We start from the raw sequence: 25095 nt of genomic DNA on the forward strand, positions 1-25095 counted from the left end.
TTTGGAAACACAATCCAACCCCCAACTGTGTTTATATCTAGTTCAAATTTGACCAACTTAGTAATCAAATCAGGGCTATATAAGGGTAATGAAGTAAATTTGATATGCGTTTATTTTAACACTAAGTAATTTTACTGTTGCCTAAAATTCAGATATAATGGCACTTTTTTTGGAAATTAAACGTCCATTGTCAGGAAGCCAGTAGTAAAGTTTAGTAAAGAATACTAACACACAGTCATTTTTAGATAACAGATTTATATTTTGGTAGAGGAAGCCCAATTATGCGACGTTTACTTTCTGCTTTAGCCGTAACTAGCTTTTTGGTTACTGGATTACCAGCCTTGACTTTGGCGCAAAGCTTACCTGGATTTACGCTGTTTAGCGGCGTCAAACAAGAAAATCAGCTACCCTTCCGGTTAGATTTTGGGGGACAAGCTAATGGTTGGGATCGATATATATTGAAGATTCCAGCCAAAAGAATGAAATTGGCAGTTGGTCAATTTGCCATTACCTACCCTGATTATTACAAAGGAACTTTTGACCAGAAAAAAATTGAAGTCCGAGTCAAAGGCAAAGCAGTTCCGCTTTCTGAGGTGAAGTGGGACAAAGAAGGTAAACTGATTAATATTTTTCCTCAAGAGCCAGTACCAGCAGGTAGTGCAGTCGAGGTAGTGTTATCTAACGTGAAAAACCCATCCTTCGGTGGAGTTTACTATTTTAACTGTCAAGTGCTTTCCCCTGGCGATGTACCACTACTGCGCTACATGGGAACATGGATTTTGAGCATTAGTTAAGAATCGGGAGTAGGGAGTGAGGATATAACCAATCGGCGATTCCCAATTCCCTAACAAAATGATAAAATTAGAGATTGTGAGTTTTTATAAAAATCACCTAAGAGGAGAAGAGTATGAAAAGAACACTGGGCGGTACTAGCCGTAAGAGAAAAAGAACCTCTGGTTTTCGCGCCAGGATGCGGACACCAGACGGCAGAAACGTGATTAGCGCCAGAAGAAAAAAAGGCCGTCACCGTCTGGCTGTTTAGGGCATATCAAGCTAAAAGAGCATCTGTGGCTTTGCCCAAAACAAATCGGCTAAAATCCCGAAAGGATTTCCAGGCAGTTTTCCGAGAAGGAATTCGGCGTCATGGCTCTTATTTAACATTGAGAGCCTTAAAGCCCTTATGTTTAACGAAACCTTCTTTGGACACTGCCACCCAGACTACACAAGCAACTGACTCAAAGCTCCTTGCCAGCACGCGGATTGGTATTTCAATTAGCACAAAAGTCAGCAAAAGAGCAGTAGTTCGCAACCGAATCAAACGGCAAATTACTGCTGCTTTATATAATCTGCTGCCAAAATTATCACCAGGATGGCGGCTAGTATTTATTGTCAAACCCACAGCAGCAGAATCTAAGTGCGTAAGCCCACAATTTCTGCAAGAATTAGAGCAGTTGTTGGCACAAGCTGAGGTGTTCGATGGGAATTCGTGAAGATGTTTATTATGAAGGTGGTCCCCATGTTGGGGATTTAATTGTCAACCTGCTGATTGGGCTAACCATTGTTGGGCTACCATTAGCAGTTGGAGCAATTGTCAGAGCATTGTGGCTGCGTTTCCGCATCACCGATCGCCGAATTACTGTGATTGGAGGTTGGCAGGGGCGCGATCGCACTGACGTGATTTACTCAGAAATTGTCAAAATCGTCAAAGTTCCCCGTGGCATTGGCTTTTGGGGAGATATGGCGATTACCCTAAAAAACGGCAGTCGTCTGGAATTGCGTGCAATTCCCAATTTTCGGGAAGTCTATGACTACATTAACGAAAGAATTGCTGCGAAAAACCCCGAATTTAGCGCCACTGCCAATCAGTGATGGGAGTAGGGGAAGATGAGTGAGATGAAGCAATACTTCGGCTACGCTCATTACAAGTGCCCAATTCCCGATGCTCCATTTGAATGTGCGGCTATCCGTAGCGAGAGATAGTCGCAGACAAATCATGATTTAGATAAATTAGATTCAGTTTACAGTACCTCAGGTTGAATTCAGAATAATGGATTTTGGTATCGGCTTTCTCTCGAACAACGTGATGCTGCCAATCATAGATTTTTTCTATGGTATAGTGCCTAGCTACGGATTAGCGATCGTTGCTTTGACCCTGATAGTCCGCTTCGCGCTCTATCCCCTGAGTGCTGGCTCAATTCGCAATATGCGGAAAATGCGAATTGTACAACCTCTGATGCAGAAGCGGATGGCAGAAATCAAAGAGCGCTATAAGGATGAACCGCAAAAGCAGCAAGAGGAAATGGTCAATGTCCAAAAAGAATTTGGCAACCCTTTGGCAGGCTGTTTTCCATTACTAGTGCAAATGCCAGTTTTGTTAGCGCTGTTTGCCACTTTGCGGGGTTCGCCTTTTGCAAGTGCGAACTACAGCGTTAACCTACAAATTCTTCCCGCAGAACAAATCGAACAAATTCAACCACAAGCCTTTGCCACTGCTCCGCAAAATATTTACGTTGCAGATGGAGAACACGTTAAAGTAGCTGCCATTCTTCCCAGCGGAAGTAAATTAGCGGTGGGAGAACAAACCAAGATACAGTATCAGACTGTTGAAGGTAAACCATTTCAGGTACTCTTAGCAGAACACCCAGAAAATAAGCTGATTCCTGATTGGAAAATTACTAAGGGTGAAGATAGGATAAAAATTGATGCTGAGGGCAATGTAGAAGCGTTGCAACCAGGAGATGTCACCATTCAAGGTACAATTCCTGGACTAGCAGCAGAAAAAGGCTTTTTATTCATTGATGCTTTAGGCAGAGTTGGCGCACAAGATCCAGATGGCACAATCCACTGGGATATCGTCGCCATGATCGTCTTCTTTGGGATCAGCCTTTATGTTAGCCAAATGCTTTCCGGGCAAAATTCCAGCGGTGGCAATCCGCAGCAGGATACAGTTAACAAAATCACCCCCGTCATCTTTTCTGGGATGTTCTTGTTCTTCCCCCTACCAGCTGGGGTGCTGATGTATATGGTGATTGGTAATATTTTCCAAACCGCCCAAACTTATCTTCTCTCCCGCGAACCTCTACCAGAAGAACTGCAAAAAATCGTAGAAACCCAGGAGAAAGAAGCAGCAGTCATAGAACAAAAAGCATTACCGTTTGAACCAAAAAGTCCTAAGAAAAAGGCAACAGGGGGATCATGAGCGACATTCCGATGCAGCGAGGTCAGCAGTGGTTAAAAACCCTGCTGGAACTCACTGGAATACCTGCTGAGATTCAGGGTCATTTAGAAACTGCCCAATCTCAAGATGGCGATTCTCCAGAACCAGATAACTACTGGTTGACTATTGACCAAACCAATTTGACATCAGAACAAATCCAGGTGTTAATTGGTGCTGATGGTTCTGTGTTAGATGCGATTCAGTATCTAGCAAATTCGGTTCTAAACCTTAGCCAACCCCCGGAAGAACAAGCCTCTTACACCATTGAGTTAAATGGCTACCGGGTCAAAAGAGAAGCCGAAATTCGCGCATTAGCAGAAGCAGCAGCCGATGAAGTGCGCTTTTCTGGTAGAGAAGTGGAAATCAAATCTCTTAGTTCTGCCGAACGGCGTCAAGTTCATACCTTCTTGAAAGAATTTGGAGATTTAGAAACCTTCAGTCGCGGTAAAGAGCCACATCGTCATCTGGTTGTCTGTCCAGCTTCGTTGGAAGGAGTTAGGAGTTAGGAGTTAGGAGTTTGGAGTTATGAGTTTGGAGTTAATTGAAAACTCATAACCATATATAATTTCAAAATTTCTCTTGTTCTTAAGGGATAAAATAAAGATTCAGTATCAGTATAATTGCTGGTGATCGAGATAAATTTTAGTGAGGATATCTCACAAATCCTATGGACGCAATTTATATTCCGCAGCTAACTCAAGCCCCGGAGCGGACAGAGGAAGTTCAGGTTAATGAATTTCTGCCTGGTCTGGAAACTTTGACACCAGTTCGCGGCTACGTGCGCGTACAGCATCATGGTAATTACTTACAAGTATCTAGTCAGGCAGAAGCAATTATTACTTGTACCTGCAACCGCTGTTTGCAGCAATACAATCGCCGTTTAGGGCTTGATACAAAAGAAATCATCTGGTTAGACGAAACTGCAAATCAGGCAAATGACTTGCCCTTAGAAAGGGAAGTAGTCATGGAAGATTTGCTGGAAAGTTTACCGCCTGATGGTTATTTTTATCCAAACGAATGGCTGTATGAGCAGATGTGCTTGGCAGTACCACAACGGCAACTGTGCGATCGCAATTGTCCAGGTATTCCAGTAAGTAGTACAGTTGATAGTTCTGATAGTTCTGATAGTGGTGAAACTCCAGTTGATAACCGTTGGGCTTCTCTAGAAGCACTGAAAAAGCAACTTCCCGGCTAATAGCTTATTACTGATGCCTAAAATTCTGTGATTGCCCGCCCGTGCGTAATTTACCAACCTAGGCATCGCTTTCGGGAATATTAACTCGACAGAGACAGCATGGGTGGCAAATATATGAGGCTTGTAAGATGCAATCAGAAAGTTTATGTCTACTATTGTATCTCGGCTCTACATTACACAAATATTCTGCGATGTAGATGACTTCTGTAAGCAGTGGGAAAACTTATGGCAACAAATACCACTTTTACAAGGCATCACCAGAAAAATTAGGGTGACTGACCATCAATAACATTTAGAAAATCTTCAGCCGTGATAATCGGGCAAGAAAAATTATCTTTTAGACTGAGTAAATCGCGATCGCCCGTCACGAGATAATCAGCCTCACTTACCACAGCTAAAAGTAAAAAAGGCACATCAAACGGATCACGACATTCAGGAATTACAGGTAAGCGGCCGGGCATTGCTACAGCTTCACAAAAGAGTATGTAATCCGATAGTAAATCTTCTTGCTCAGTTGGCGTGAGCTTAAACTTTGGATAAGCCAGCACTCGGATTAACTCAGTTGTTGTCGCTTTAGAAACCAGCGGAGTGAAGAGATCGTCCTGCCATGCCAAACGAAGCCTAGATATTCTGCCCCCAAATATCAGCGCCGAGATGATAATATTAGTATCAATTACCACCCGTGGACAAACCATTAAGATTGACGCGCCCAAGCCACTGCATCAGCCACATCCTGCTCACTCAGTCCTAAATCCGCCAGCTTAGATCGAACCGCATCAGCCCGATGAATTTTTACAGGAGTCAGAATAATTTGCCCTCCCTCCACCTTTACCTCAAAATACTCAGCCTCACCGATTTCACGAGTAATACTTTTAGGCAGCGTTAGTTGATTTTTAGAAGTTAACTTGGCGAGCATGACTTTCCTCATAGTCTTTGCTATCAAATGTAAGGATTCCTTACTTGAGTATATACATCCTACCTTACTAAATCTAAAACCTTCCCAGGTTTGGTAACAGAACATTAAGAGCATCTTAACCAAGGCGATTTCCCGCCCGTGCGTAGTTTACCAACCTAGGCATCGCAATTGTCCAGGTATTCCTGTAAGTATTACAGTTGACAGTTCTGATAGTCCTGAAACTCCAGTTGATAACCGTTGGGCTTCTCTGGAAGCTTTGAAAAAGCAACTTCCGGGATAGATATTTAATGCGCCGTTTCCTGTATTACGGCGTAATTAATTATCTCTTTGTAAGTATAAATTGCCTAGAGTACCTAACACGCCCTATAAACTTTACTCCTGATTAAAAAATCCGTTCTCGTGTAGCAAAGCGGCAATTTTATCAGTACATTCTATAGCTAATTCTGATGCCATTTCTTTAGTAAAAACTGTATCTTGTGGAATATCTTTGAAGGAATTTTCTATAAAATTTTCAACTTTTTTGCTGAAGCTATCATAAATTTGCTTATTATTTATAGTTTTAAATAGGCATCTCAAAAAATTCTGAATTTGCTAACGATAAACAATGTTTACATCCAATTTTTAAGCATTTTTTGGCAAGAGTCTGTAAAAAATTGAGTAGTTTTAAGCACCTGATTATCCTGACAGATGATTCAACTATACCCACCACAAAAGAGCGATCGCTTACCCTTGAGGAATATCTCACATAGAGCAATCGCACTGGCCACCGCTATGAACTGGTAGATATTGGTTTTTTAGTTGTTAGAGGCGATACAAACCTGAACAATGAGAGAAGAACTAATAACCACAGCAAAATATGAACTTCCGTGAAGAGTTTAAACTGCTGCTACGCGCCCGCTACCCTTTGATTTATATTCCCACTTATGAGGAAGAACGGGTAGAAGCAGCTATCCGGGAAGAAGCAACCAACCAGGGTAATCGCCCAGTGTATACTTGGGATTTTGTCGATGGCTACCAAGGAAACCCCAATGATGTGGGGTTTGGGCGACGTAACCCGTTGCAAGCTTTAGAATTTATCGAAAAATTACCAGCTTCCGCACCTGCGGTATTGATTCTCCGAGATTATCATCGCTTTTTAGATGATGTAGCGATCGCCCGCAAACTCCGCAACCTGTCGAGACTTCTCAAGTCGCAACCCAAAAATATTGTCCTACTGTCGCCGCGCATCGCTATTCCTGACGATTTAACGGAAGTGTTGACAGTCGTCGAGTTTCCCTTACCCGCCGCCCCAGAAATTAAAACTGAGGTAGAACGCTTGCTGCAAAGTACAGGTAACTCCCTTTCTGGCAAAGTTTTAGATGACTTGGTACGCTCTTGTCAAGGACTTTCGATGGAACGGATTCGCCGGGTTTTGGCAAAAGCGATCGCAACTCACGGTGAATTGCGACCAGAAGACGTGGATCTAGTTTTGGAAGAAAAGCGCCAAACTATCCGCCAAACCCAAATCCTGGACTTCTACCCTGCCACTGAGCAAATTTCTGATATTGGCGGACTCGATAACTTGAAAGATTGGCTGATTCGTCGGGGAGGTTCATTTACCGATCGAGCGCGACAGTACGGATTACCGCACCCCCGTGGTTTAATGTTGGTGGGTATCCAGGGAACTGGTAAATCGTTAACAGCAAAAGCGATCGCTCATCACTGGCATTTACCCCTGCTACGTCTAGATGTGGGAAGGTTATTTGGTGGTTTGGTGGGTGAATCAGAATCTCGGACTCGCCAAATGATCCAAGTAGCTGAAGCCCTCGCACCCTGTATTTTGTGGATTGATGAAATAGATAAAGCCTTTGCTGGACTTGGTAGCAAAGGTGATGCCGGAACAGCCAGCCGTGTGTTTGGTACTTTTATTACCTGGCTAGCCGAAAAAACCTCACCCGTGTTTGTCGTCGCCACCGCCAACGATATTCAAGCTTTACCGCCGGAAATGCTCCGCAAGGGGCGATTTGACGAAATTTTCTTTGTGGGTTTGCCCACCCAAGAAGAGAGAAAAGCAATTTATGATGTTCATTTATCCCGACTGCGCCCCCATAACTTGAAAAGTTATGACATCGACAGGCTAGCTTATGAAACGCCCGATTTTTCTGGAGCCGAGATTGAGCAAACTTTAATTGAAGCGATGCATATTGGATTTAGCCAAAACCGCGACTTTGCTACCGACGACATTTTAGAAGCAGCTAGTCAAATCATACCCTTAGCAAGAACTGCCGTAGAGCAAATTCAGCAACTCCAAGAATGGGCTGCTGCTGGGAGAGCGCGTTTAGCATCTAAACACAATCCTTTGAGCGAACGCCTCCGGCGCACCACGTGAACCAAAATAAATTAAATGTAGAGACGCAGGAGTGCTACGTCTCTACAAAGGTTTTGGATAACGCATATTTAATTTCACCAGATGTCTATTCAGCATAGCTACAATAATCAGTTAGTCAAAAGTCAATAGTTAATGATGAATTATTATGGACTATTGATTCTTATACTGATGGGTTACTTGCTTCTGTACTCGTAACCCTTGAGAGCCAGTTAAACGCCACTCACTTTAATGAGGGAAAATACGCACGACTGGCTCACCTTCACCCTTGACTCTTAATAATCAGGTTTTAATTATGTTGTCTGGCTTAACAAAGTTTATACTGGGGTTTTTCTTAGCGATCGCTGTGCTAATAGGTGGCGGTGCTGCAATTGCACTCTATTTTATGAATCGTACCGGCATAGCCCCTGCCAAACCCATTTATTCCAATGATAGTCCTTCGGTGAAAGCCCAAGCTCCTAAAAAAACTGAGCCTGGAGGAGGTAAGCCCGCTCTTACACCTGGGACATCTACTCAATCGCCTCCAACCTCTACTCCCACAGAATCACCAAAGGCTACCCCATCATCAAAACCATTACCAGCAGGAGCTTACCAAGGGCGTGTTAGTTGGGCTGAAGGCTTGAGTTTGCGATCGCAACCAAATCAAGAAGCTGAAAAGATTGGTGGAGTTGCTTTTAATCAAAAAATTATTATTTTGTCAGAAAGTGAGGATAAAGCTTGGCAAAAGATCCGTTTGGAAGGTAGCGAACAAGAAGGTTGGGTGAAAGCAGGTAATACTGAAAAAGTTGATGAACAATAGGCATTGGGCATGGGGCATTAGGAGTGCTGAGTGCTGAGTTAAGAGTTAGAAGTTTTGTTTACCCCCTTGTCCTCTTGTCCCTCTATCTCCCTCATCTCCCTCATCTCCCCACTCTCTGCTCCCCAGGACACTTACTTGTAAAGAATCATACGAAAAGTAATTCTTACATATAGCTAAGTGGTATACTTTTTTATAGTCATTAACTTTAAAAAAGCAAGTGAAAACAGGGGTAGCTAGCCATTTAATAAAGCTTGCCTCAGTCTACGAGGCATCCGAAAGCATCAAGGTTGTTCCTATCGTAGTTAATTTTAAATTTTTAAATTGGAAAAAGTTATCGACTGGTGCTGCAATGCGTCTTTTGTCTGTGGCTCTGATTACGGGGCTTCTGAGTATTGCTGGGCAAGCTTTAGCACTCCAGAAAATAGGAAGTAATGGGCCTGAAGTTAGCAGTAGCCAGAGATGTTTAAAAAAGTTAGGCTATTTTAACGGCCCGGTTACAGGTAAGTTTGCTAGTTTGACTCAAAATGCTGTGATCAAATTCCAGCAAGCCAATAGAATATCGGCTGATGGAGTTGTGGGTATTACTACTCAACGAGCCTTGCAACGAGCGTGTCAAAGTAGAAGTTCTAATAGAAATATCAGTGGCGCAGCGTCGCGATCGCCAGTTGGTCAATATCCTACTCTTTCTCAAGGTCAAACTGGTGCAGCCGTCACAAGATTACAACAGCGTCTACGGCAGTTAGGCTACTTTAATACCAATCCCACGGGGAATTTTGGACGAATTACTAAAGATGCTGTAATTGCATTCCAGCGAAGTTATCGCATAACTGCTAGCGGGATTGTGAATCAACAAACTTGGAACGCACTAATGGGTTCCTCTCCAACTCCAGGAAGATCGGGTCTTTCCACTCAACAAGTCAGAGAACTCCAAGTGCGTTTGCGGCAGCTAGGTTATTTAAATGCTGATGCCACTGGGAATGTTGGCCCAATGACTAGAGAAGCTGTAATTGCATTCCAGCGAAATAATGGACTACCTGTTGATGGCATTGCTAATGCCCAAGTTTTGGACTCAGTGCGTAGAGTCTCTACAGGTGGTATTCAACAACCAGGTAGAAATTATCTAACTGTAGGCGATCGCGGAGAAAATGTCAGAGTAGTTCAAGAGCGTTTGGCGCAGTTGGGTTTCTCTAATGCTAATCCTGATGGACTTTTCAACGATTACACCAGACAATCTGTGGTTGCATTCCAGCAATATTCTCGAATTAATTCGACTGGAAATGTAGATTGGCAAACTTGGGAAGCATTGGGGTTGAATGGTTCAACTCCGGCCAATTATACTGAGAATAATAATTATGTATTAGCTGACACTAATCGCTATGCATTACCTCCTGCCAATGACTATGTAGTACCTGTTACCAATGGCAATACATTAGTTGCTAATAATCCTTACAGAGTAATAATTCCAATTTCCAGTAATGATACTCTGAGTAAAGTGCAACAATATATACCCAACGCTGTTGCGGAGCAATCTGGTCTAGGTGATTATGTGAATGCTGGAGCATTTAGCGATCGCGCCCAAGCAGAAACCCTAACGAAAAAGCTCCGCTCATTAGGTCTAGATGCACGGGTAAAATACAATTAACTAATTCGTAATGACGCTCCTGCGTCGCTAACGCTGCGCTAACGTAATTCGTAATTAAATTGACAAACTCAACTGTGAACCTTCTTGAGTTTTATTGACTTCAATCCGGGCTTGGAAGGCTTCTTTGAGGTGGGGCATGTGGGTAACAGTGAGGATGCAAGCAAAATCGGAGGCGATCGCATTAATCGCAGCAATCAAGCGATCGCATCCTTCGGCATCCTGTGTACCAAAACCCTCATCTACAATCAACAATTGCAACGCCGCCCCCGCCCGTTGCGCTAATAGTTTCGCCAAAGCTAAACGAATTGCAAAGTTAATTCTAAAGGCTTCTCCACCAGAGTAAGTTTCATAAGCTCGTGTTCCTCTAGAATCGGCGATTAAAATATCTAGAGTGTCTATCAACTTGGCATTTTTCTTGGTTGATTTAGCACTGCGTCCAGCTTTTTGAGTAATAAATTGTACATGAAATTGATTCCCACTCAAACGCGAAAGTAGTTGATTTGTCTCGGCTTCCAGTTGTGGTAAGACATTTTCAATCATCAGTGCTTGGATACCATTTTTACCAAATGCTTGCGCTAATTCCTGATAAACCCGATATTCCTGCTTGCAAGATTGTAATTGCTGCTGCTGTTGTTCGTACTGAATTTGCAGGGTTTCGAGTTGATGTGCCAGCTGTTCTAAACGTCCCAACTTTGTAATTTGCTCATCGAGTTGCCGTCTACGTATTGCTAACTGCTGCTCTAAAGTTTGAATTTGGGCAGATGGGTTAGCTGTTGCTTGTAGTTGCTGAATAATGCTTTCAATTTGTCCGCCGAGTTTTTGGCGCTCGGTTAATCTGGCGCTTTTAGACTCCTCTAACTCTTGCAATCTCGTCTGGAGTTGGGGATACTGCTGCTGGGCTGATAGCAGTTGTTGATACCGCAAATGCCAAGATTGAGCTTTCTTTGCAGCCATACGCAAATTGTTATGCTGCTCGGAACTGTAGCCAATTTCAGTAATGTGACGCTCAAGAGCCGCGATTTGTTTAGCCCATTCAGAATCAATCTGATCCTGCTGGATTCTGGCTTGTAATTGGTCAATTTGGGATTGTAATTCTGGTTTTCGGGCTAATAATTGCGCTTGTCGCTTAGTTGCATCTTTAATTTGCCCTTGTTTAATTTCTGCCCATCGCCACCGCTCAACTTCGCTCCGGGCGAGGGCGTGGTCTTGTTCATTATAATTAACTTGTTGCAGATATTGGTCTAGTTGCCGGAGTTCGGCTTGTTTATCGGGAGCGTAATCACCAGCTTGGAGCGATCGCTCTAAATGCTGTTTTTCAGCAGCAATTTGTTGTAATTGTTGTTGCACATCAGTTGTCGCTTCTAACTGGGCTGCCAACTGTCCCCGTTGTTCCCGTAAACCATCATAACCTGCCAATTGTTGGGATATATCGCGATATTCCTGCCTAAGTACCTGAATTTCTCGGTCAGATACAGCCATTTGTTCTCGCACTACCCAAAACTGCCCTTGAGTATCCTCTAACTCACTTTGGGTTTTTTCCACCACCCGACTCCAGTGATGTTCATCCAGTGGACGCTCACATAATGGACAAAGTGCTTCAGGATTTTGGAGCATTTGTAATTTCTGCTCTAATTCTCCCAGCAGTTTTTCATAATCCCGTTGATGAGCTTGCAGACGTTCGATAAAGTGCCGCCTTTCTTGCCCCTTTTCTTGGACTCGTTGCAGATAAACCCGCTTTTTCTCCAGTTCCTCAATCTGGATTGCCACATCCATCACCGCTTGTTGCAGTTGTGGTTGGCGGCCATGCTGGCGTTGCAATTGGTTCTCAGTACTTTGGAGTTGTTCGAGTCGCGCTACTAAACCAGCATGAGTGCGATCGAGTTGGCTTTGTAAAGTTGCCCGTTGTTGCAACAAGGGAGTCACTTGCATTTGCAGTTGATCTAGACGAGCAACATGGTGACGGGCTGCGGTTAGTTGTGACAAAGCGGCTTCTACTTCACCCGATTTGGTGAGAGTTTGTTGAATGTCTCGCTCTTGTTGCTGTAAAGCTTCTAGCTGCGCTTGGGCTTGTTGCAGTTGCCGTTCAATTTCGTGAATTTGTTTGGTAAGCTGTTGTTGCTTTTGTTGACGATTCTGTTGGGCGCGGGTGTGTTCTTCAAATTTGACGGCAAAAGCTTCTTCTTGAGATTGTAAACTTTGATATTGGGCATATCCAGCTTTAATCTCGGCTTCTTGATGTAATATTTTTTCTAAATCTGATAGCTGAGAGCCAATAGCTGATTGTTCTTGTTGGAGGCGATCGCAGTCTTGGGTAAGATTTTGATATTGTTGCTTTACAAAATTGAGTTGTTGTTCCCAATTTTGGCGCTGATGCTGGACAACTTGCAAACTTTGCAATTGAATATTATCAAAAGCTTGTACCTGTTGCAGTTGATTGAGTTCGGTTTCTAACTCCACTCTTTGCGCTTGGGTGATCTCGCGTTGTTGCAGCTGAATTTTTATCAACTCCAAAGAACGCTCTAACTCTACTGCCCTTGCTTTAAACTGACGAGAAGATTCCTTTGCCCGTTCTTCCAAGTCATCATACTGATTGAGTTTCAACAACTCCGCTAAAATTTCTTTGCGTTCTGTGGGACGCTTGAGCATGAATTCATCTGCACGACCTTGACGTAAGTAGGCAGAATTAATAAATGTATCGTAATCAAGCTTGATGTGTTCTAAAATCAAATCTTGGGTTGCTCTTACCCCTTTGCCGGTGAGTGAGCGAAACCCAGATGGTATTTCTATTTGAAATTCAAGGACGCTAGTACCTCCCCGAATTCGGGTGCGAATCACCCGATATTTTTGCTGGTTACTTTGGAAAGTAAAATCAACCCGAACTTCTTTTGCACCAGAATAGATGACATCATCTTCAACAGTGGCACGGCTTTCACCCCAAATCGCCCAAGTGATTGCTTCTAAAAGAGAAGATTTACCCGCACCATTGGAACCACAAATACAAGCCGTATGCAAACCGCCAAAATCTAAAGTTGCATCACGGTAACTAAGAAAGTTTTTGAGGATAAGTTGTACTGGGATCATTCACGCTATAGCGCCACATCTACTTTTAATAATTAACAGTACAGATGCACTGTTTGTTAGTTTAGCTATCTAGATATCAGGTTTCTAGTCTTGAAGACATCAATTTTACAAAAATTAACAATATAATGAGTCAATTTTTCTTGTTCCATAAAGAACTTTTGCTATCTTCGGAGAAAAATGAAACTCATCTGGAGGCTTTTAGTTATTTCTTTGTGTTAACTCAAAAGAAAACATTCTTATTTGATTTGTGAGAGTTGAAAGTTACAGATCCCTGACTTTTCAAAGAAGTCGGGGATCTTGTCTCTTATGAATTATTTAGGATTGCTATAGTCGCAAGAGAGAATTTGTCATTGGCTAATTGCTATCGCTTGATCTTGACCGAGGTATCAACAATCCAATATATGTACCGACAGCAAATTTGGTTAAATATAGAAATTGAGGGCGACTCTTCTCGTCAATAACTGCAAGAGTGAGAGAACCAATCACCATAATCAGTGTTACAACAGCCAGCACTTCATCTCTTGAAGGAAATTTCTTGGATAACATTGACTCACTCCCAAATCATTTGAATCACTACATCCATACTTTGACAGGTGAGTGTTTGTTCTAGATTTAAATACAGGTTTGTGATATTAGTGAGTTGTGTATGCGATGAGGATGAATCGCCAAATAGGCAGTTAGAATCAGCAAAAGTCTAGTGGTTAGCTTATGTGCGGGCGATCGCTAAGTTCGCTACGAGCTAGTGGATTAGCCACTGCTTTACAAGTGGTACTCAAACCAAAGCTGCTGCTGGTAGGCAAAAAGCTATTGATACATGGCTTAATGATTTCTATCTTTCCCCAAATCCATCTGTTTTTGCTACACTCTCTACCGAACTGATAATGGACTTTTTGAAGATGTTAGAACTGCAAGAATTTTTACTATCTCTTAACTTTTCAAAAATTTTATTCAAAAGTGACATGAATAGAAAATTTTGCAAACCAATTAAATTTTTTATTTCTACCACAGTATTGACTTTAACAACGATAGGAATTAACTCTGCATATGCAGCCCTAATAGGCAATCCTATTAAACTATCAGAAGGGACAGGTTCATATCCTGTTGATCCATACTTAGCTTACAACAGTATCGATCAAGAGTATATAGCTGTATGGACTCAGCTACGGTCTTCCCAACTAGGTTTGGTATCACAGAGATTCTCCACTACAGGTTCTTTAATTGAGGGAAACGTCAACTTATCTCGTCGATATTTAGGTAGTCAATTTCAGCCAGTTATTGCTTATAACAGTACTGATAATCAATACTTAGTGAGTTTTCAAGTTCAAGGAGACCCAATTTTCCCTTATAACAACTCTGTAGGTCAACTACTAACAGCAGACAGCAAGTTCATTGGAGACAATTTTTTAATCAGTAGTGCAGGGCAAGAAATTAGTCTACTTTATAATCCTGAAGTTAACCAATACTTCCAGACAGCTAGAGCCTCCGACGACTTCGACCCAAGTACAGGCTTCGGCAACAAAATCTTGGGGCAGCGAATTAAATCGGATGGAACCTTAATTAATTCTAATATTCCTCTTGATACTTCTGGTGATAGCGCTCCCAATGGACAGGTTGCATTGGACAGTGTTAATAACCAATACTTAGCAACCTGGCGCGAGCAAGGAAGTTCTCCCAACTATACAGTACAAGGTCGTTTTATTAATGCAGACGGTGGACTAATAAGCGAACAACTTGAAATTGTACCGCCACCAGATTTTAAATCTGGTATGACGCCTCTAAGTCCTATCAGAACAATTTTTAACCCTATTAGTAAACAATTCCTCGTTATTTATAAGAACTTTGAAGATCAACAAATCCGTGGTCGCTTTCTTGATAAGAGTGGGACAACAATCGGCAGTGAGATTATTGTCAGTAGCAATTTATCTTTTGATTTTTTGTCTGTTGCTTTTAATGAAAAATTACAAACTTATCTACTTGCATGGAAAAACGAATCTGGCTTAATTGGGCAGTTTATTGGTACATCAGGCAATCTAATCAGCGATCCCTTCACCATTGCTTCAGAAGGAAATCAAATCTACGATTTTTCAATTGTTCCTAATAATGATTCAGCAGAATTTGTAATAGCTTGGCAGACACAAGGTAGCCAAAAAGGTCAAGCAGGTATCTTCGCTCAACGTATTAATACATCTTCTTCCTCCATTCCTGAACCGTCTACTATCCTTGGTATAAGTATAATCCTTGCAGCTCTACCAGGGTTGAAAAAGAAGTATGCTATGAGAAACAAGAAGGCTTTGGCAAAAGTTTGATAATCTGAAGTGCCTATATAGCGTTTTCTAAGCAACTGAGGTACACCCAAATCTTTGTTACCAAAGTTAGTAGCTTTGAAAAAGTACCTCACCAGTCCGGAAACTGCTATATCTTATTTAAATAGCGATTGTTATGTCAACCATGAAATTCGACAGCAAATAGAAGATACTTTGTTATTAACGATCGCAGAGATTAAAAAGCGCCAGCAGCAATCTTAAATACCTACATAACGGATAGTAAATCATTCGTTAAGAAAACGAAAATATTTCCCAAATCCTAGCAAATCAATCTAGAATGAAAGTAAGAGTTCGCAGTCAGCCAATTCGCCTCTATTCAATGGCTTAGATATGTGGACATGAGTAGTAAAACAGTATTTTGGAACAAAATGATACTCATTTACGTCTTATAGGTGTCTCGCCTCTAATTTGGAGTGACGCACATTAGGAGGATAAAAATTCTGAAGAGTGATTGCGATCGCAAAGACTTCCCATCATAATAAGTACTTTTATCTTCGGAATACTTCTATAGACAGGTTCAAAAACAGTCAGAAACAAACTCAGTGAATCCTCGTCATTACATACATCACATACACAAAGGATAACCTTCTTATGACACGCCTATATCAATGGAAATCTGGAACTGCTGCACTTATGGCAATAGCAGTTACTACAAGCGTCATTAGCCCCCTATTCAGCTTGGCTCCTGCTAATGCTCAATACAACATTGGGCAAAACAGAAATGGACAATACGGAAACGTTACCATTCCTTCTGGAGTTGCTCTTCCTGTCACCTACGAAAAAGAGACAATTACTATTGCTCCTGGAGAAAGTAAATCTCTAACCTTGAGAATAGCGAACGACATTATCGACAGAAATAGAAACGTCTTAATTCCTGCTGGTACTAAAGTAAATGGACGGCTAGAATCTGTTGAGTTAGATAGTTATTCCAGAGATACAAGAGATGATGATAACCAAGGAAAAGGTGTGCGGTTTGTCGCTCAAGAATTAGAATTTTCTAACGGTCAGCGTCAGTCGATTAATGCAACTTCTCGGACATACACCACAACTGAAAGAGTTTCACAGAAGCCCAACACAACTCAGGTTTTAACTGACGCAGCTATTGGTGGGGGTGCTGGTCTTTTAGGTTCATTAATTACTGGTAATCGCAGAATTGACGATTTAAAACCTGTTATTGGTGCGGCTGCGGGTGCGGGTGCTAGCGTGCTGTTACGGAAAAAAGAAGGAAATGCCTTTGTACTCAGACCTGCACAGGATTTAAAGCTCACTCTGAATTCTAACTTGAATTTAGTACCACAATCCCGCTACTAAATTTAACTTCATTCAAGTTGTGAACTTAATCATTCCTTATATGCGATCGCCACTTTAACTATAGTGTGCGATCGCCTTTATTTTTAATCCTAAAAACTTCTATTGAACAGCAACTATTCCACCTCTATATCGTCTTAATTAGTATCAATCTTTATTGTAATACTTATTTAAAACTTACCTCTATTGTATTCTGTATCTAAAAGAGTATTCAAAATGATGGAATATCCTGATACTTTTATTAAGTAGTAGCGATCGAGGAGCTTTTTCTTGTGGTAATTCAAGGTTTAAATTTAAGCACATATCTTGCAATTCCCGTAGTATTAAGTCTTTTGGTTCCGGGAGACAATATAAAAGTATCTTTAGTTGAAAACGCCCGTCAGGTATCCACTAACAAGGAAATGAGTCTATCTAGCCGTGAGCTAATCAGCGCGAATTCAACACCGAAAACATACTATGTTAGTGGTAATGGAAACGACAATGATAGCGGACTTTCTACTTCATCTGCCTTTAAAACAATTCAAAAGGCAGCAGACCTTACCAACCCTGGCGATACAGTATTGATAATGAATGGAGTATACACAAATACAGGCAAAGCTGGGAGTGTAGTAAGTATTAAACGTTCTGGAACTGCAAATGCATGGATTAGGTATAAAGCATATCCTGGGCATTTACCAAAAATTCAGCACAATACATGGAATGGTATAACGATTTCAAATAAAGCTTCATATATCGAGATCAACGGGCTGGAGGTTATGGGAAACAATGCCAATATCACCCTTGATTATGCGATGAAAGAGAAGACTAACAAAGTAAACCCACTGACAAATGGAAACTGTATAAGCGTTGATGGACGAACTAATGGTCATGTTCATCACATCCGTATTCTGAACAACAAAGTGCATGACTGTGGAGGAGCAGGTATTTCAGCGATTCAAGCAGACTATGTGACAATAGATAATAATGTGGTATTTAATAATGCCTGGTACAGTGTTTATGGTTGCAGTGGCATTTCAATGTTGAATAATTGGAATTCTGACAACAACCAGGGATACAAGATGTTTGTTACCAACAACAAGACCTACAACAATCGTATGTACATCCCTTGGATTGCAGTTGGAAAGATCACAGACGGTAATGGCATTATTATCGATAGTACAAGAAATCAAGACACCTCAAAATTGGGTGCATATAAAGGACGTACTTTAGTTAAAAACAATCTTGCATTTAATAATGGTGGATCGGGTATTCATGCCTTTTTTAGCGACCATGTTGATATTGTAAATAACACAGCTTTTTTAAATAATCAGAGTCCAGAACTTAATGGTGGGCAAATATTTGCTCATACCTCATCTGATGTCAAAATTCTCAGGAACATTCTCTATGCTTTTCCTGGAAAAAACATTAATAACAATACTAAAAACAAAAACGTTGTTTATGATTATAATATCTATCTCAATAGCTCTAAAATAAGTGCTAAGGGCCCTCACGATATTGTTGCAGACTCAGAGTTTTTAAGTAAGCATCCCACTCTCGAAAAAATATCTGACGATTGGAAATCACAGCCAGAGAAACAAAATCCGCCAACCCGGACTTCTGTACAGGCTAATTCGGCAGGTTTTGTTTGCGATCCAGTGAATTATCCTTTGCAAGGCAAACAGATCACAGTGGGATGCTCCCCCCTATCTTCAACTCAAACTGCTTTTTCTGATGTTTCATCTAACTATTGGGCAGCACAATTTATTCAACAATTGTCTCAGCAAGGTGTAATCGCCGGATTTCCTGATGGTAGCTTCCGCCCAGAAGAACCAGTTACACGCGCTCAATTTGCCGCGATGGTTGACAAAGCTTTCCAAAAAGCCCAACAACGGACTGCAATCAGTTTTGCTGATGTACCTAGCAACTATTGGGCATCTAGTGCGATTCAGCAAGCTTATAGCATTGGTTTCTTATCTGGTTATCCTGGAAATCGATTTGAGCCTAATCAAGCTATCCCCCGCGAGCAGGTTTTGGTTGCCCTCGCTAACGGTTTGAAATATAGTCCTAGTGGCAATACCGAAAGCACTCTGAAATACTTCAACGATGCCTCTAATATCGCTAGCTATGCCCGTAGCCCAATTGCAGCTGCAACCCAAAAGCAAATTGTGGTGAACTATCCGAATGTCAAGTTACTCAATCCAACCGCAACTGCTACTCGCGCCCAGGTAGCAGCTTTTATCTACCAAGCATTAGTTAGTTCTAATCAAGCCTCAGCAATTAACTCGCCTTATGTTGTGTTAAAACTTAGCAATTAACTCGCCCTATACAATGGTTGTTGAGTCTACTACTTCAACACCTCTATCAGTCACAATTAGAATCTGTTGATTTAGATAGTTATTCAAGAGGCGATCGCTACTTGAACGAGAGTGTGCGATCGCCTTCACTTTTAACCATAAAATTTTCTATTTAACAGCAACTATTCTTTCTCTATATCGTCTCACTCAGTATCTATATTTTCTGAAGTTTGCTAATAGGTAATAGTGTGATTGCATTACTTCTATTAGCTAGTTCGTTTGGCATAGATTTTTTAATAATGACTGCATGACTAAAGTAATGGTTTTTACAAAAAGCATAAAAATTAGGAACCTTGTACTTTAGTAAATGTCTAACTAATTAACAGTAAAAAAAATAATAGGACTGGAGCAAAAAAATAATGTTTAACTTAAATCGTTGGCAATCTAGAACAACTGCACTCATGGCTTTGAGCATTACAGTCGGTACTGTAGCACCTTTCATTACATCTTCACCATCTTTAGCTCAAACTACTTTTTCTGATGTTTCATCTAACTATTGGGCGGCACAATTTATTCAACAATTATCTCAACGAGGTGTAATTGCCGGATTTCCTGATGGTAGTTTCCGCCCAGAAGAACCGGTGACACGCGCTCAATTTGCTGCGATGGTCAACAAAGCTTTCCAAAAAGCACAACAACGGCAGCCAATCAATTTTGCTGATGTGCCTAGCAACTATTGGGCATCCAGTGCGATTCAGCAAGCTTATACCATTGGTTTCTTATCTGGTTATCCTGGAAATCGCTTTGAGCCTAATCAAGCTATTCCCCGCGAACAGGTTTTAGTTTCCCTTGCTAACGGTCTGGAATATACTCCTAGCGGTAATACAGAAAGCACTCTGCAATACTTCAACGATGCCTCTAACATCGCTAGCTATGCCCGTAGCCCGATCGCCGCTGCAACCCAAAAGCAAATTGTGGTGAACTATCCAAATGTGAACTTCCTGAATCCAACTGCAACTGCTACTCGCGCTCAGGTAGCAGCTTTTATCTACCAAGCATTGGTTAGTTCTAATCAAGCCTCAGCAATTAACTCACCTTATGTTGTGGCTGTCGGATCTACTACTCCAACACCTACATCAGTGACAATTGCTCAAGGGACTGCTATTCCTGTGAAGTATGACAAGGCAGAAAAAATTCTCGTTACAAAGGATGAAACCTCGCCCTTGACATTGACAGTATCCCAAAACGTGGTTACGCAAGACGGAGCTGTAGTGATTCCTGCTGGGAGTCAAGTTGTTGGTCAACTCAAACCTGCTACAGGCGGTTCTCAATTCGTTGCTGAAAAACTGGTTTTGACCAATGGTCAAGAGTATCAGTTGAACGCTACTTCTGACGTTATTACCAAAACTGAAACTGTCAAGAAGGGTACTAGTGTTAGTTCAATTATCAAGAATACTGTATTGGGCGCAGGTGCGGCAACTGCGGTATCTGCTGTCACAGGCGATCGCGCGATCGCCACAGAAGAAGTCTTGGGTGGTGCTGGTATCGGTGCGTTGGTTGGTCTGTTCTTCGGTAAGAATAGTGTTGACTTAATCGCCATTGACCCAAATACCGATTTACAAATGACCATCAATCAAAACTTGTTGGTTTCACTCAGATAGTTATTAATGCAAAGTTATAACTTACAATCTGTTCGCATAGATTAGACTTCTCCGAAAACGAATGTAGAGACGTAGCAGTGCTACGGCTCTACAAGGGTTTTAGGCAACAAATAATAATTTCTGGAGATGTCGAATATATTTTGTAAATTTGGGATACTCTTAAAATTTTTTCCTCTCCAGGGTAAGCACATCATAACTTGTAACTCGACTTTAGCCCTCTTTTATATATCTGATGAGAGAAAAATAAGATGCTGATCTTGAATCTTTTTAAAAGGTTTGATCGGCAAAATCAAAAAATCTTCATTTGGAAGCAAGCACACAGAAACAAGGTTCTAAATATTCTCTAATGAGAGTAATAAAAGAGCGTCAATCTAAAGTCGAATTGTAAGATTAGTGTAAGTGCTGTATATTGTAAGCATGTAGTACTCACACTATTTTTTGACTAAACTTACCATTTTTATAAAATTGCTGAAACTAAGTTTCAGCAGTAATTTTGCGATATTTTCATTGATGAGAGTGATAATGGCGCTCCAGAGGTAAGACAAGACTAATTTTTCTAGGATTTATTAAAAATAATTTTAATGTTGGTACTTTTGCTCAAGCGCGTAAATTAATTAGGTGGTAGAGAAAGGAAATAAGGCTTATGAATCAAGATTTATTAGATATTATTAAATTACTTCAAGGATTTATCCCTAAACTTACAGGTATCGAAAATCTGAATCTAAAGCTGGCAGAAAATATCAATCCGTCTATTAATTTTAATTTCGTTATAATAGGTAATAAAAATAAGCCTTTAGCTATAATTACTCCCAGAGATTCTACAAATAAAAGCTTAGAGAATTCGTTAGACAATGTAAATGAATCCATTGCTTTTCTTCCAAAGAATACGCCAGAAAAACGGAGAACAGAGCCAGGAAACAACATCAAGTTCAATATTAAAAATGTCCCTTTTAGCAGTGGATTACATTTAATTATTAATCAAAAAAGTTGGTGGAACAAAAAAGGAAAACCAGAAGATAAATCAGTGCTAATTGACAATATTAAATTAATTCCCATACAGGAAAATGAGTGGGCATTGATTAAAACAATCGAAAATGCAGAACAATTTGGATTATGTCTTAATAAAAACGGGGTTATAGAATTAGAATTTCCAAGAAATAGTTCCAAACGAGTGATAGATATAAATAATTTATCATCAGAGTTATCGGAAACCTTCCAATTTACAGAGTATAAAGTCGGCGAAATTATAAAGCTGGAAGCAATTCCTGACTTAGTATTCTCAGTAGAGAAAACCATAGTAAAAAAAACAATCTTAATTGAATATAAACCCAAAACCTCTCGTAAAGAATATTTTCTCTTTATTTTAGCTCAGGAGTAAATTACTATGTCCTTAGAAAAAGAAGATAGCCTTAAACAAGAAGCTGACAAATATTCATTTAAAACCTTAGGGGGTAACAGCCAAAATTTTTATTTGACATTAGATGCAAAAGGGCAGCCTATTAAACTTGGTGATGGCACTTTTGGTATAGTATTTGCAGTCCATGATAGTAATCAAGAAGACAGATTTGCTGTTAAACTTCTTTATGCTCATAAGATCGATCAGTCACGTTTTGACAATGAAATTAAATCAACACAAGAAATTACACGAGCCAAGGGAGAGAGAAAGATTTTTGGTGTTATTAGGACAGTTGGTTGGACTGATTTATTTCAAGAATCAAATGTTTATAAGACACTAAAGGTATTTTTTGAGCAATTAAGAATCTCAAACTATGCTTTAGTAACTGAGAAGTATGATGCAACACTGAAAGACATTTTGGAAAGAGACGGTAAACAAAATACAGAAGAGGAAAAATCTCAACATACTACTGCTGGGAACCTTACAGGATATGAGATTCTTAGACAGATGACCTTTGAAGATCGTATAGCTAACATACTTCCATATTTAAAAGATATTGCTCAAGGTCTTGTAACTCTTCATAAAGCTGGTCTGTTACACCTCGATATGAAACCTGCAAATATTTTTGTAAACGAAGAGGGTTCTGAGGTTAAAGCTGTGATTGGCGACCTTGGTTTTCTGTTACCAAAAAGAGATCCAATAACTACATCTTTGCCAATAGCTAGTGCAGAGCTACCTCTTGGAACACGTCACTACCGTTCACCTGAACAAAAAGACTATTTTGATATTTGTGATGCAGATATTCAAGTGGATAGCGAAAACCATAAAGTTGAGCTTATTAGTACCGATCCTAAACTTCGTGATTCAATTATTGGAAATAACGATTTTGTAGTTTTTAGTAAAAATAAAGAACAGTATGAAATTGAGTCAATCTCTATTGATGACAACTCATCAATACGCATTTTTCTTAATGTGAATAATGATGTTATTAAAAATATTAATAATGATCATAAAACACAGATTTTATTGTATAAACGGCAAGGAATACAAACCGATCTATTTGGTTTGGGAGCGATTTTCTTTGACCTACTTACTTGTGGAGAATCACCAGAGCGTTTTTATGATAATATTCGAGTAATTTATGACAAAAACGAGAAAAAAGTTGATGAGATAATGGAAGACTATGAGAAGGTTTTTAGTCTTCAATCTAGCGAACCAAGTTTAGTGCAGGTATTTGAGCCTTTTAAGCTTCATAAAAATTCCACAACATATGCTCCTCGCGAAATTGTTGAGATTATTTTAAAGTGCATACTTTACAAAGCAGGAAATACTTTTTATACCCTTAGCGATGACAGTTCTGATAAAATAGCTGTGCAGCTTGTGCTTGATAAAATACTGGAATTAGAGCAGAGTAAAAATTTTGAATTTAGAAGAACAAATAATAGTCTTTATCGCCGCAATTGGGAAAAGGAAAATAATTCACCTACTCCAAGTTTTTTAGAAACACTTAAAGAACTACAGAACTTGGATAAGGATAAATTACCTGCTCGTTTTGTAAGAGGATTTTGGTATTTGGATAAAATATCTGAATTAGTTAATCGCTCTGTGCAATCTTCATCCTCGCAGAATTCATTCTCATTTAGTGAGTTACATCCTACAAACTTGGTTATTAGAGAGACAAATGGTGAACCAGAAAATCTAACTATAAGGTTTCAGGCATACAAGACGGAAGAGTATTATAAGAAAGATTTAAGAAGTGACTCTGTATATACAAAAATTACTCGTGATATGGGAAATCCTTTTGTTCCAAATTATTTAGCGTTTCTGCGTCGAAAAATTAAAATTAAAGAATTAGAGAACAAACAATATGAATATCAATTTTTAGATTCGTCTTATTATAGAAATAATATTGAAAAGGGAGATTGGATTATAATAAAGCCTCAAAATAATACTACAAATGTATTGTTGCAAGTTGAATTTTCTGAAGGGTCTAATTTAACTTATAAACACGTCTCGTTTCAGGAAGACAATAAAGATGAAGTATCGAAAATTATAAATAATATTACTAATAGTGAGATAGTAAGGGAAGTTGTGTACTACCAAAATATTGAACCTTGTGTTTATTATTTAAACATGATAGGAATTTATATATACAATATATTTTTCGTAGGTATTGAAAACAATACTTACAGTAAACCAGGAATAAATGATATAATTAATAGTCTTTTGACTATGAATAATTCTCTTAAAAATAAGAAGATAAATATAAGAGAACCATATAATGATAATGAACAAAAAAAGAATTTTTTTGATAACCTTGCTTTTAGCAAGCAGCCAAAAAATGTAAAAATGTCTAAAATTAGAGAAATTCTTGAAAGAGTTGCTTATATGTATTTAAAACTTACTATTAAAGAAAGTGAGAATTCCTATTATAAGAGTGGCACAGAAGATAAGTTGCGAATTACTTCACTTCTTAAGGATATTGAGAAACTCAAGCATAATATTACTGATTTTATCAATAGCAATGACATCCATCCTGTCCTTCTTAGATCATATGTTAGTGATGAGTCGCTTGAAGAAATACCAACACTGTCTAAATTAATAAATAATAACCAGATAGGTGTATCTCTAGAGTTTGATAAGCTAACTTCTTCGCTCGTTGAAGTACAGTCAGGTAATATGACAATGCGCTTGGATGACATGCTAACTCTTTAAATGCTAACTATAATGCAATACGGTTCAGTTAAGGCTAAAACTCTTTATCAAAGTCAATTTTTTAACGAACCGCAGAGGCACAGAGGGAACAGAGAGAGGAAAACAATGCTTAACTGAACCGTATTGAACTATAATGTGAATAAATACTTTTAGATTAAGATTTTGAGCAGCGTTAAAAGTTAAAGAAAAACGGGATAAACCGT

At 39.9% G+C, this 25095-nt stretch carries 21 protein-coding genes and 2 pseudogenes; 19 read left to right on the forward strand and 4 right to left on the reverse strand.

The window, feature by feature from the left end; genetic code table 11:
• Positions 1 to 281: 281 nt before the first annotated feature.
• The 8 genes from RMX69_RS22135 to RMX69_RS22170 all read left to right on the forward strand — a co-directional run bounded on the left by RMX69_RS22135 (position 282) and on the right by RMX69_RS22170 (position 4701).
• Entirely contained in the window at positions 282 to 794 is a 513-nt protein-coding gene (locus RMX69_RS22135; protein ID WP_289798079.1) for a DUF2808 domain-containing protein, read from the forward strand.
• Between the two features lie 113 nt (positions 795 to 907).
• Positions 908 to 1042, forward strand: coding sequence for a 50S ribosomal protein L34 (gene rpmH, locus RMX69_RS22140; RefSeq protein WP_084227158.1), 135 nt, complete (start codon positions 908 to 910; stop codon positions 1040 to 1042).
• A 25-nt stretch (positions 1043 to 1067) separates the two neighbouring features.
• Positions 1068 to 1490 carry a ribonuclease P protein component gene (rnpA, locus tag RMX69_RS22145; RefSeq protein WP_289798077.1) on the forward strand — a complete coding sequence of 141 codons (423 nt, stop codon included), beginning with the start codon at positions 1068 to 1070 and terminating at the stop codon, positions 1488 to 1490.
• Complete coding sequence (locus tag RMX69_RS22150; protein WP_289798076.1) at positions 1477 to 1869, forward strand: PH domain-containing protein; 393 nt, start codon at positions 1477 to 1479, stop codon at positions 1867 to 1869. The genes rnpA and RMX69_RS22150 overlap by 14 nt, the downstream gene beginning before the upstream one ends.
• A 178-nt stretch (positions 1870 to 2047) precedes the next feature.
• On the forward strand, positions 2048 to 3199 hold the full coding sequence (gene yidC, locus RMX69_RS22155; protein WP_322638725.1) for a membrane protein insertase YidC: 1152 nt from the start codon (positions 2048 to 2050) through the stop codon (positions 3197 to 3199).
• Complete coding sequence (locus tag RMX69_RS22160; RefSeq protein ID WP_289798073.1) at positions 3196 to 3723, forward strand: protein jag; 528 nt, start codon at positions 3196 to 3198, stop codon at positions 3721 to 3723. The genes yidC and RMX69_RS22160 overlap by 4 nt, the downstream gene beginning before the upstream one ends.
• A 161-nt stretch (positions 3724 to 3884) precedes the next feature.
• Positions 3885 to 4412, forward strand: a complete 528-nt coding sequence (locus RMX69_RS22165; RefSeq protein ID WP_322638726.1) for a YceD family protein — start codon at positions 3885 to 3887, stop codon at positions 4410 to 4412.
• A gap of 145 nt (positions 4413 to 4557) precedes the next feature.
• Positions 4558 to 4701: a hypothetical protein gene (locus tag RMX69_RS22170; RefSeq protein WP_322638727.1), complete on the forward strand. Its 144-nt coding sequence runs from the start codon at positions 4558 to 4560 to the stop codon at positions 4699 to 4701.
• Here the strand turns inward: RMX69_RS22170 and RMX69_RS22175 are convergent.
• Together RMX69_RS22175 and RMX69_RS22180 are read right to left on the reverse strand one after the other, a co-directional pair.
• Positions 4679 to 5107: a putative toxin-antitoxin system toxin component, PIN family gene (locus RMX69_RS22175; protein ID WP_322638728.1), complete on the reverse strand. Its 429-nt coding sequence runs from the start codon at positions 5105 to 5107 to the stop codon at positions 4679 to 4681. The two genes, RMX69_RS22170 and RMX69_RS22175, sit on opposite strands and share 23 nt — an antisense overlap.
• Positions 5107 to 5328 (reverse strand): AbrB/MazE/SpoVT family DNA-binding domain-containing protein, encoded by a 222-nt coding sequence (locus RMX69_RS22180; protein ID WP_094327679.1) that lies wholly within the window; start codon positions 5326 to 5328, stop codon positions 5107 to 5109. The genes RMX69_RS22175 and RMX69_RS22180 overlap by 1 nt, the downstream gene beginning before the upstream one ends.
• A gap of 163 nt (positions 5329 to 5491) precedes the next feature.
• Here RMX69_RS22180 and RMX69_RS22185 point away from each other — a divergent pair.
• From RMX69_RS22185 to RMX69_RS22200, 4 genes and pseudogenes are all read left to right on the forward strand, one after another.
• A pseudogene (locus tag RMX69_RS22185) lies at positions 5492 to 5608 on the forward strand (DUF177 domain-containing protein); the annotation flags it as partial.
• Positions 5609 to 6184: 576 nt separating this feature from the next.
• Positions 6185 to 7696 (forward strand): AAA family ATPase, encoded by a 1512-nt coding sequence (locus tag RMX69_RS22190; protein WP_322638729.1) that lies wholly within the window; start codon positions 6185 to 6187, stop codon positions 7694 to 7696.
• A 292-nt stretch (positions 7697 to 7988) separates the two neighbouring features.
• The gene (locus RMX69_RS22195) at positions 7989 to 8492 is read left to right on the forward strand and encodes an SH3 domain-containing protein (protein ID WP_322638730.1); all 504 of its coding nucleotides are present in this window, start codon (positions 7989 to 7991) and stop codon (positions 8490 to 8492) included.
• A gap of 217 nt (positions 8493 to 8709) precedes the next feature.
• A complete protein-coding gene (locus RMX69_RS22200; protein ID WP_322638731.1) occupies positions 8710 to 10134 on the forward strand; it encodes a peptidoglycan-binding protein in 1425 nt (474 codons plus the stop codon).
• Between the two features lie 54 nt (positions 10135 to 10188).
• On the opposite strand, the gene RMX69_RS22205 is transcribed toward RMX69_RS22200, so the two are convergent.
• Positions 10189 to 13215 (reverse strand): SMC family ATPase, encoded by a 3027-nt coding sequence (locus RMX69_RS22205; RefSeq protein ID WP_322638732.1) that lies wholly within the window; start codon positions 13213 to 13215, stop codon positions 10189 to 10191.
• Positions 13216 to 13569: 354 nt separating this feature from the next.
• Positions 13570 to 13761, reverse strand: a complete 192-nt coding sequence (locus RMX69_RS22210) for a hypothetical protein (protein ID WP_289798063.1) — start codon at positions 13759 to 13761, stop codon at positions 13570 to 13572.
• Positions 13762 to 14174: 413 nt separating this feature from the next.
• Between RMX69_RS22210 and RMX69_RS22215 the strand changes: the two genes are divergently transcribed.
• From RMX69_RS22215 to RMX69_RS22240, 7 genes and pseudogenes are all read left to right on the forward strand, one after another.
• Entirely contained in the window at positions 14175 to 15521 is a 1347-nt protein-coding gene (locus RMX69_RS22215) for a hypothetical protein (protein WP_322638733.1), read from the forward strand.
• A 75-nt stretch (positions 15522 to 15596) separates the two neighbouring features.
• Positions 15597 to 15740: a hypothetical protein gene (locus tag RMX69_RS29490; protein WP_416211625.1), complete on the forward strand. Its 144-nt coding sequence runs from the start codon at positions 15597 to 15599 to the stop codon at positions 15738 to 15740.
• 390 nt (positions 15741 to 16130) lie between these two features.
• Positions 16131 to 16850: a conjugal transfer protein TrbI gene (locus RMX69_RS22220; protein ID WP_289798058.1), complete on the forward strand. Its 720-nt coding sequence runs from the start codon at positions 16131 to 16133 to the stop codon at positions 16848 to 16850.
• A gap of 1643 nt (positions 16851 to 18493) precedes the next feature.
• A pseudogene (locus RMX69_RS22225) lies at positions 18494 to 19123 on the forward strand (S-layer homology domain-containing protein); the annotation flags it as partial.
• A 416-nt stretch (positions 19124 to 19539) separates the two neighbouring features.
• Complete coding sequence (locus RMX69_RS22230; protein ID WP_322638734.1) at positions 19540 to 20781, forward strand: S-layer homology domain-containing protein; 1242 nt, start codon at positions 19540 to 19542, stop codon at positions 20779 to 20781.
• Positions 20782 to 21424: 643 nt separating this feature from the next.
• Positions 21425 to 22159, forward strand: a complete 735-nt coding sequence (locus RMX69_RS22235; RefSeq protein ID WP_322638735.1) for a hypothetical protein — start codon at positions 21425 to 21427, stop codon at positions 22157 to 22159.
• Positions 22160 to 22165: 6 nt separating this feature from the next.
• On the forward strand, positions 22166 to 24892 hold the full coding sequence (locus RMX69_RS22240) for a protein kinase domain-containing protein (RefSeq protein ID WP_322638736.1): 2727 nt from the start codon (positions 22166 to 22168) through the stop codon (positions 24890 to 24892).
• Positions 24893 to 25095 lie beyond the last annotated feature (203 nt).

Source organism: Nostoc sp. EspVER01 (genome assembly GCF_034530635.1).
Classification (GTDB): Bacteria; Cyanobacteriota; Cyanobacteriia; order Cyanobacteriales; family Nostocaceae; genus Nostoc.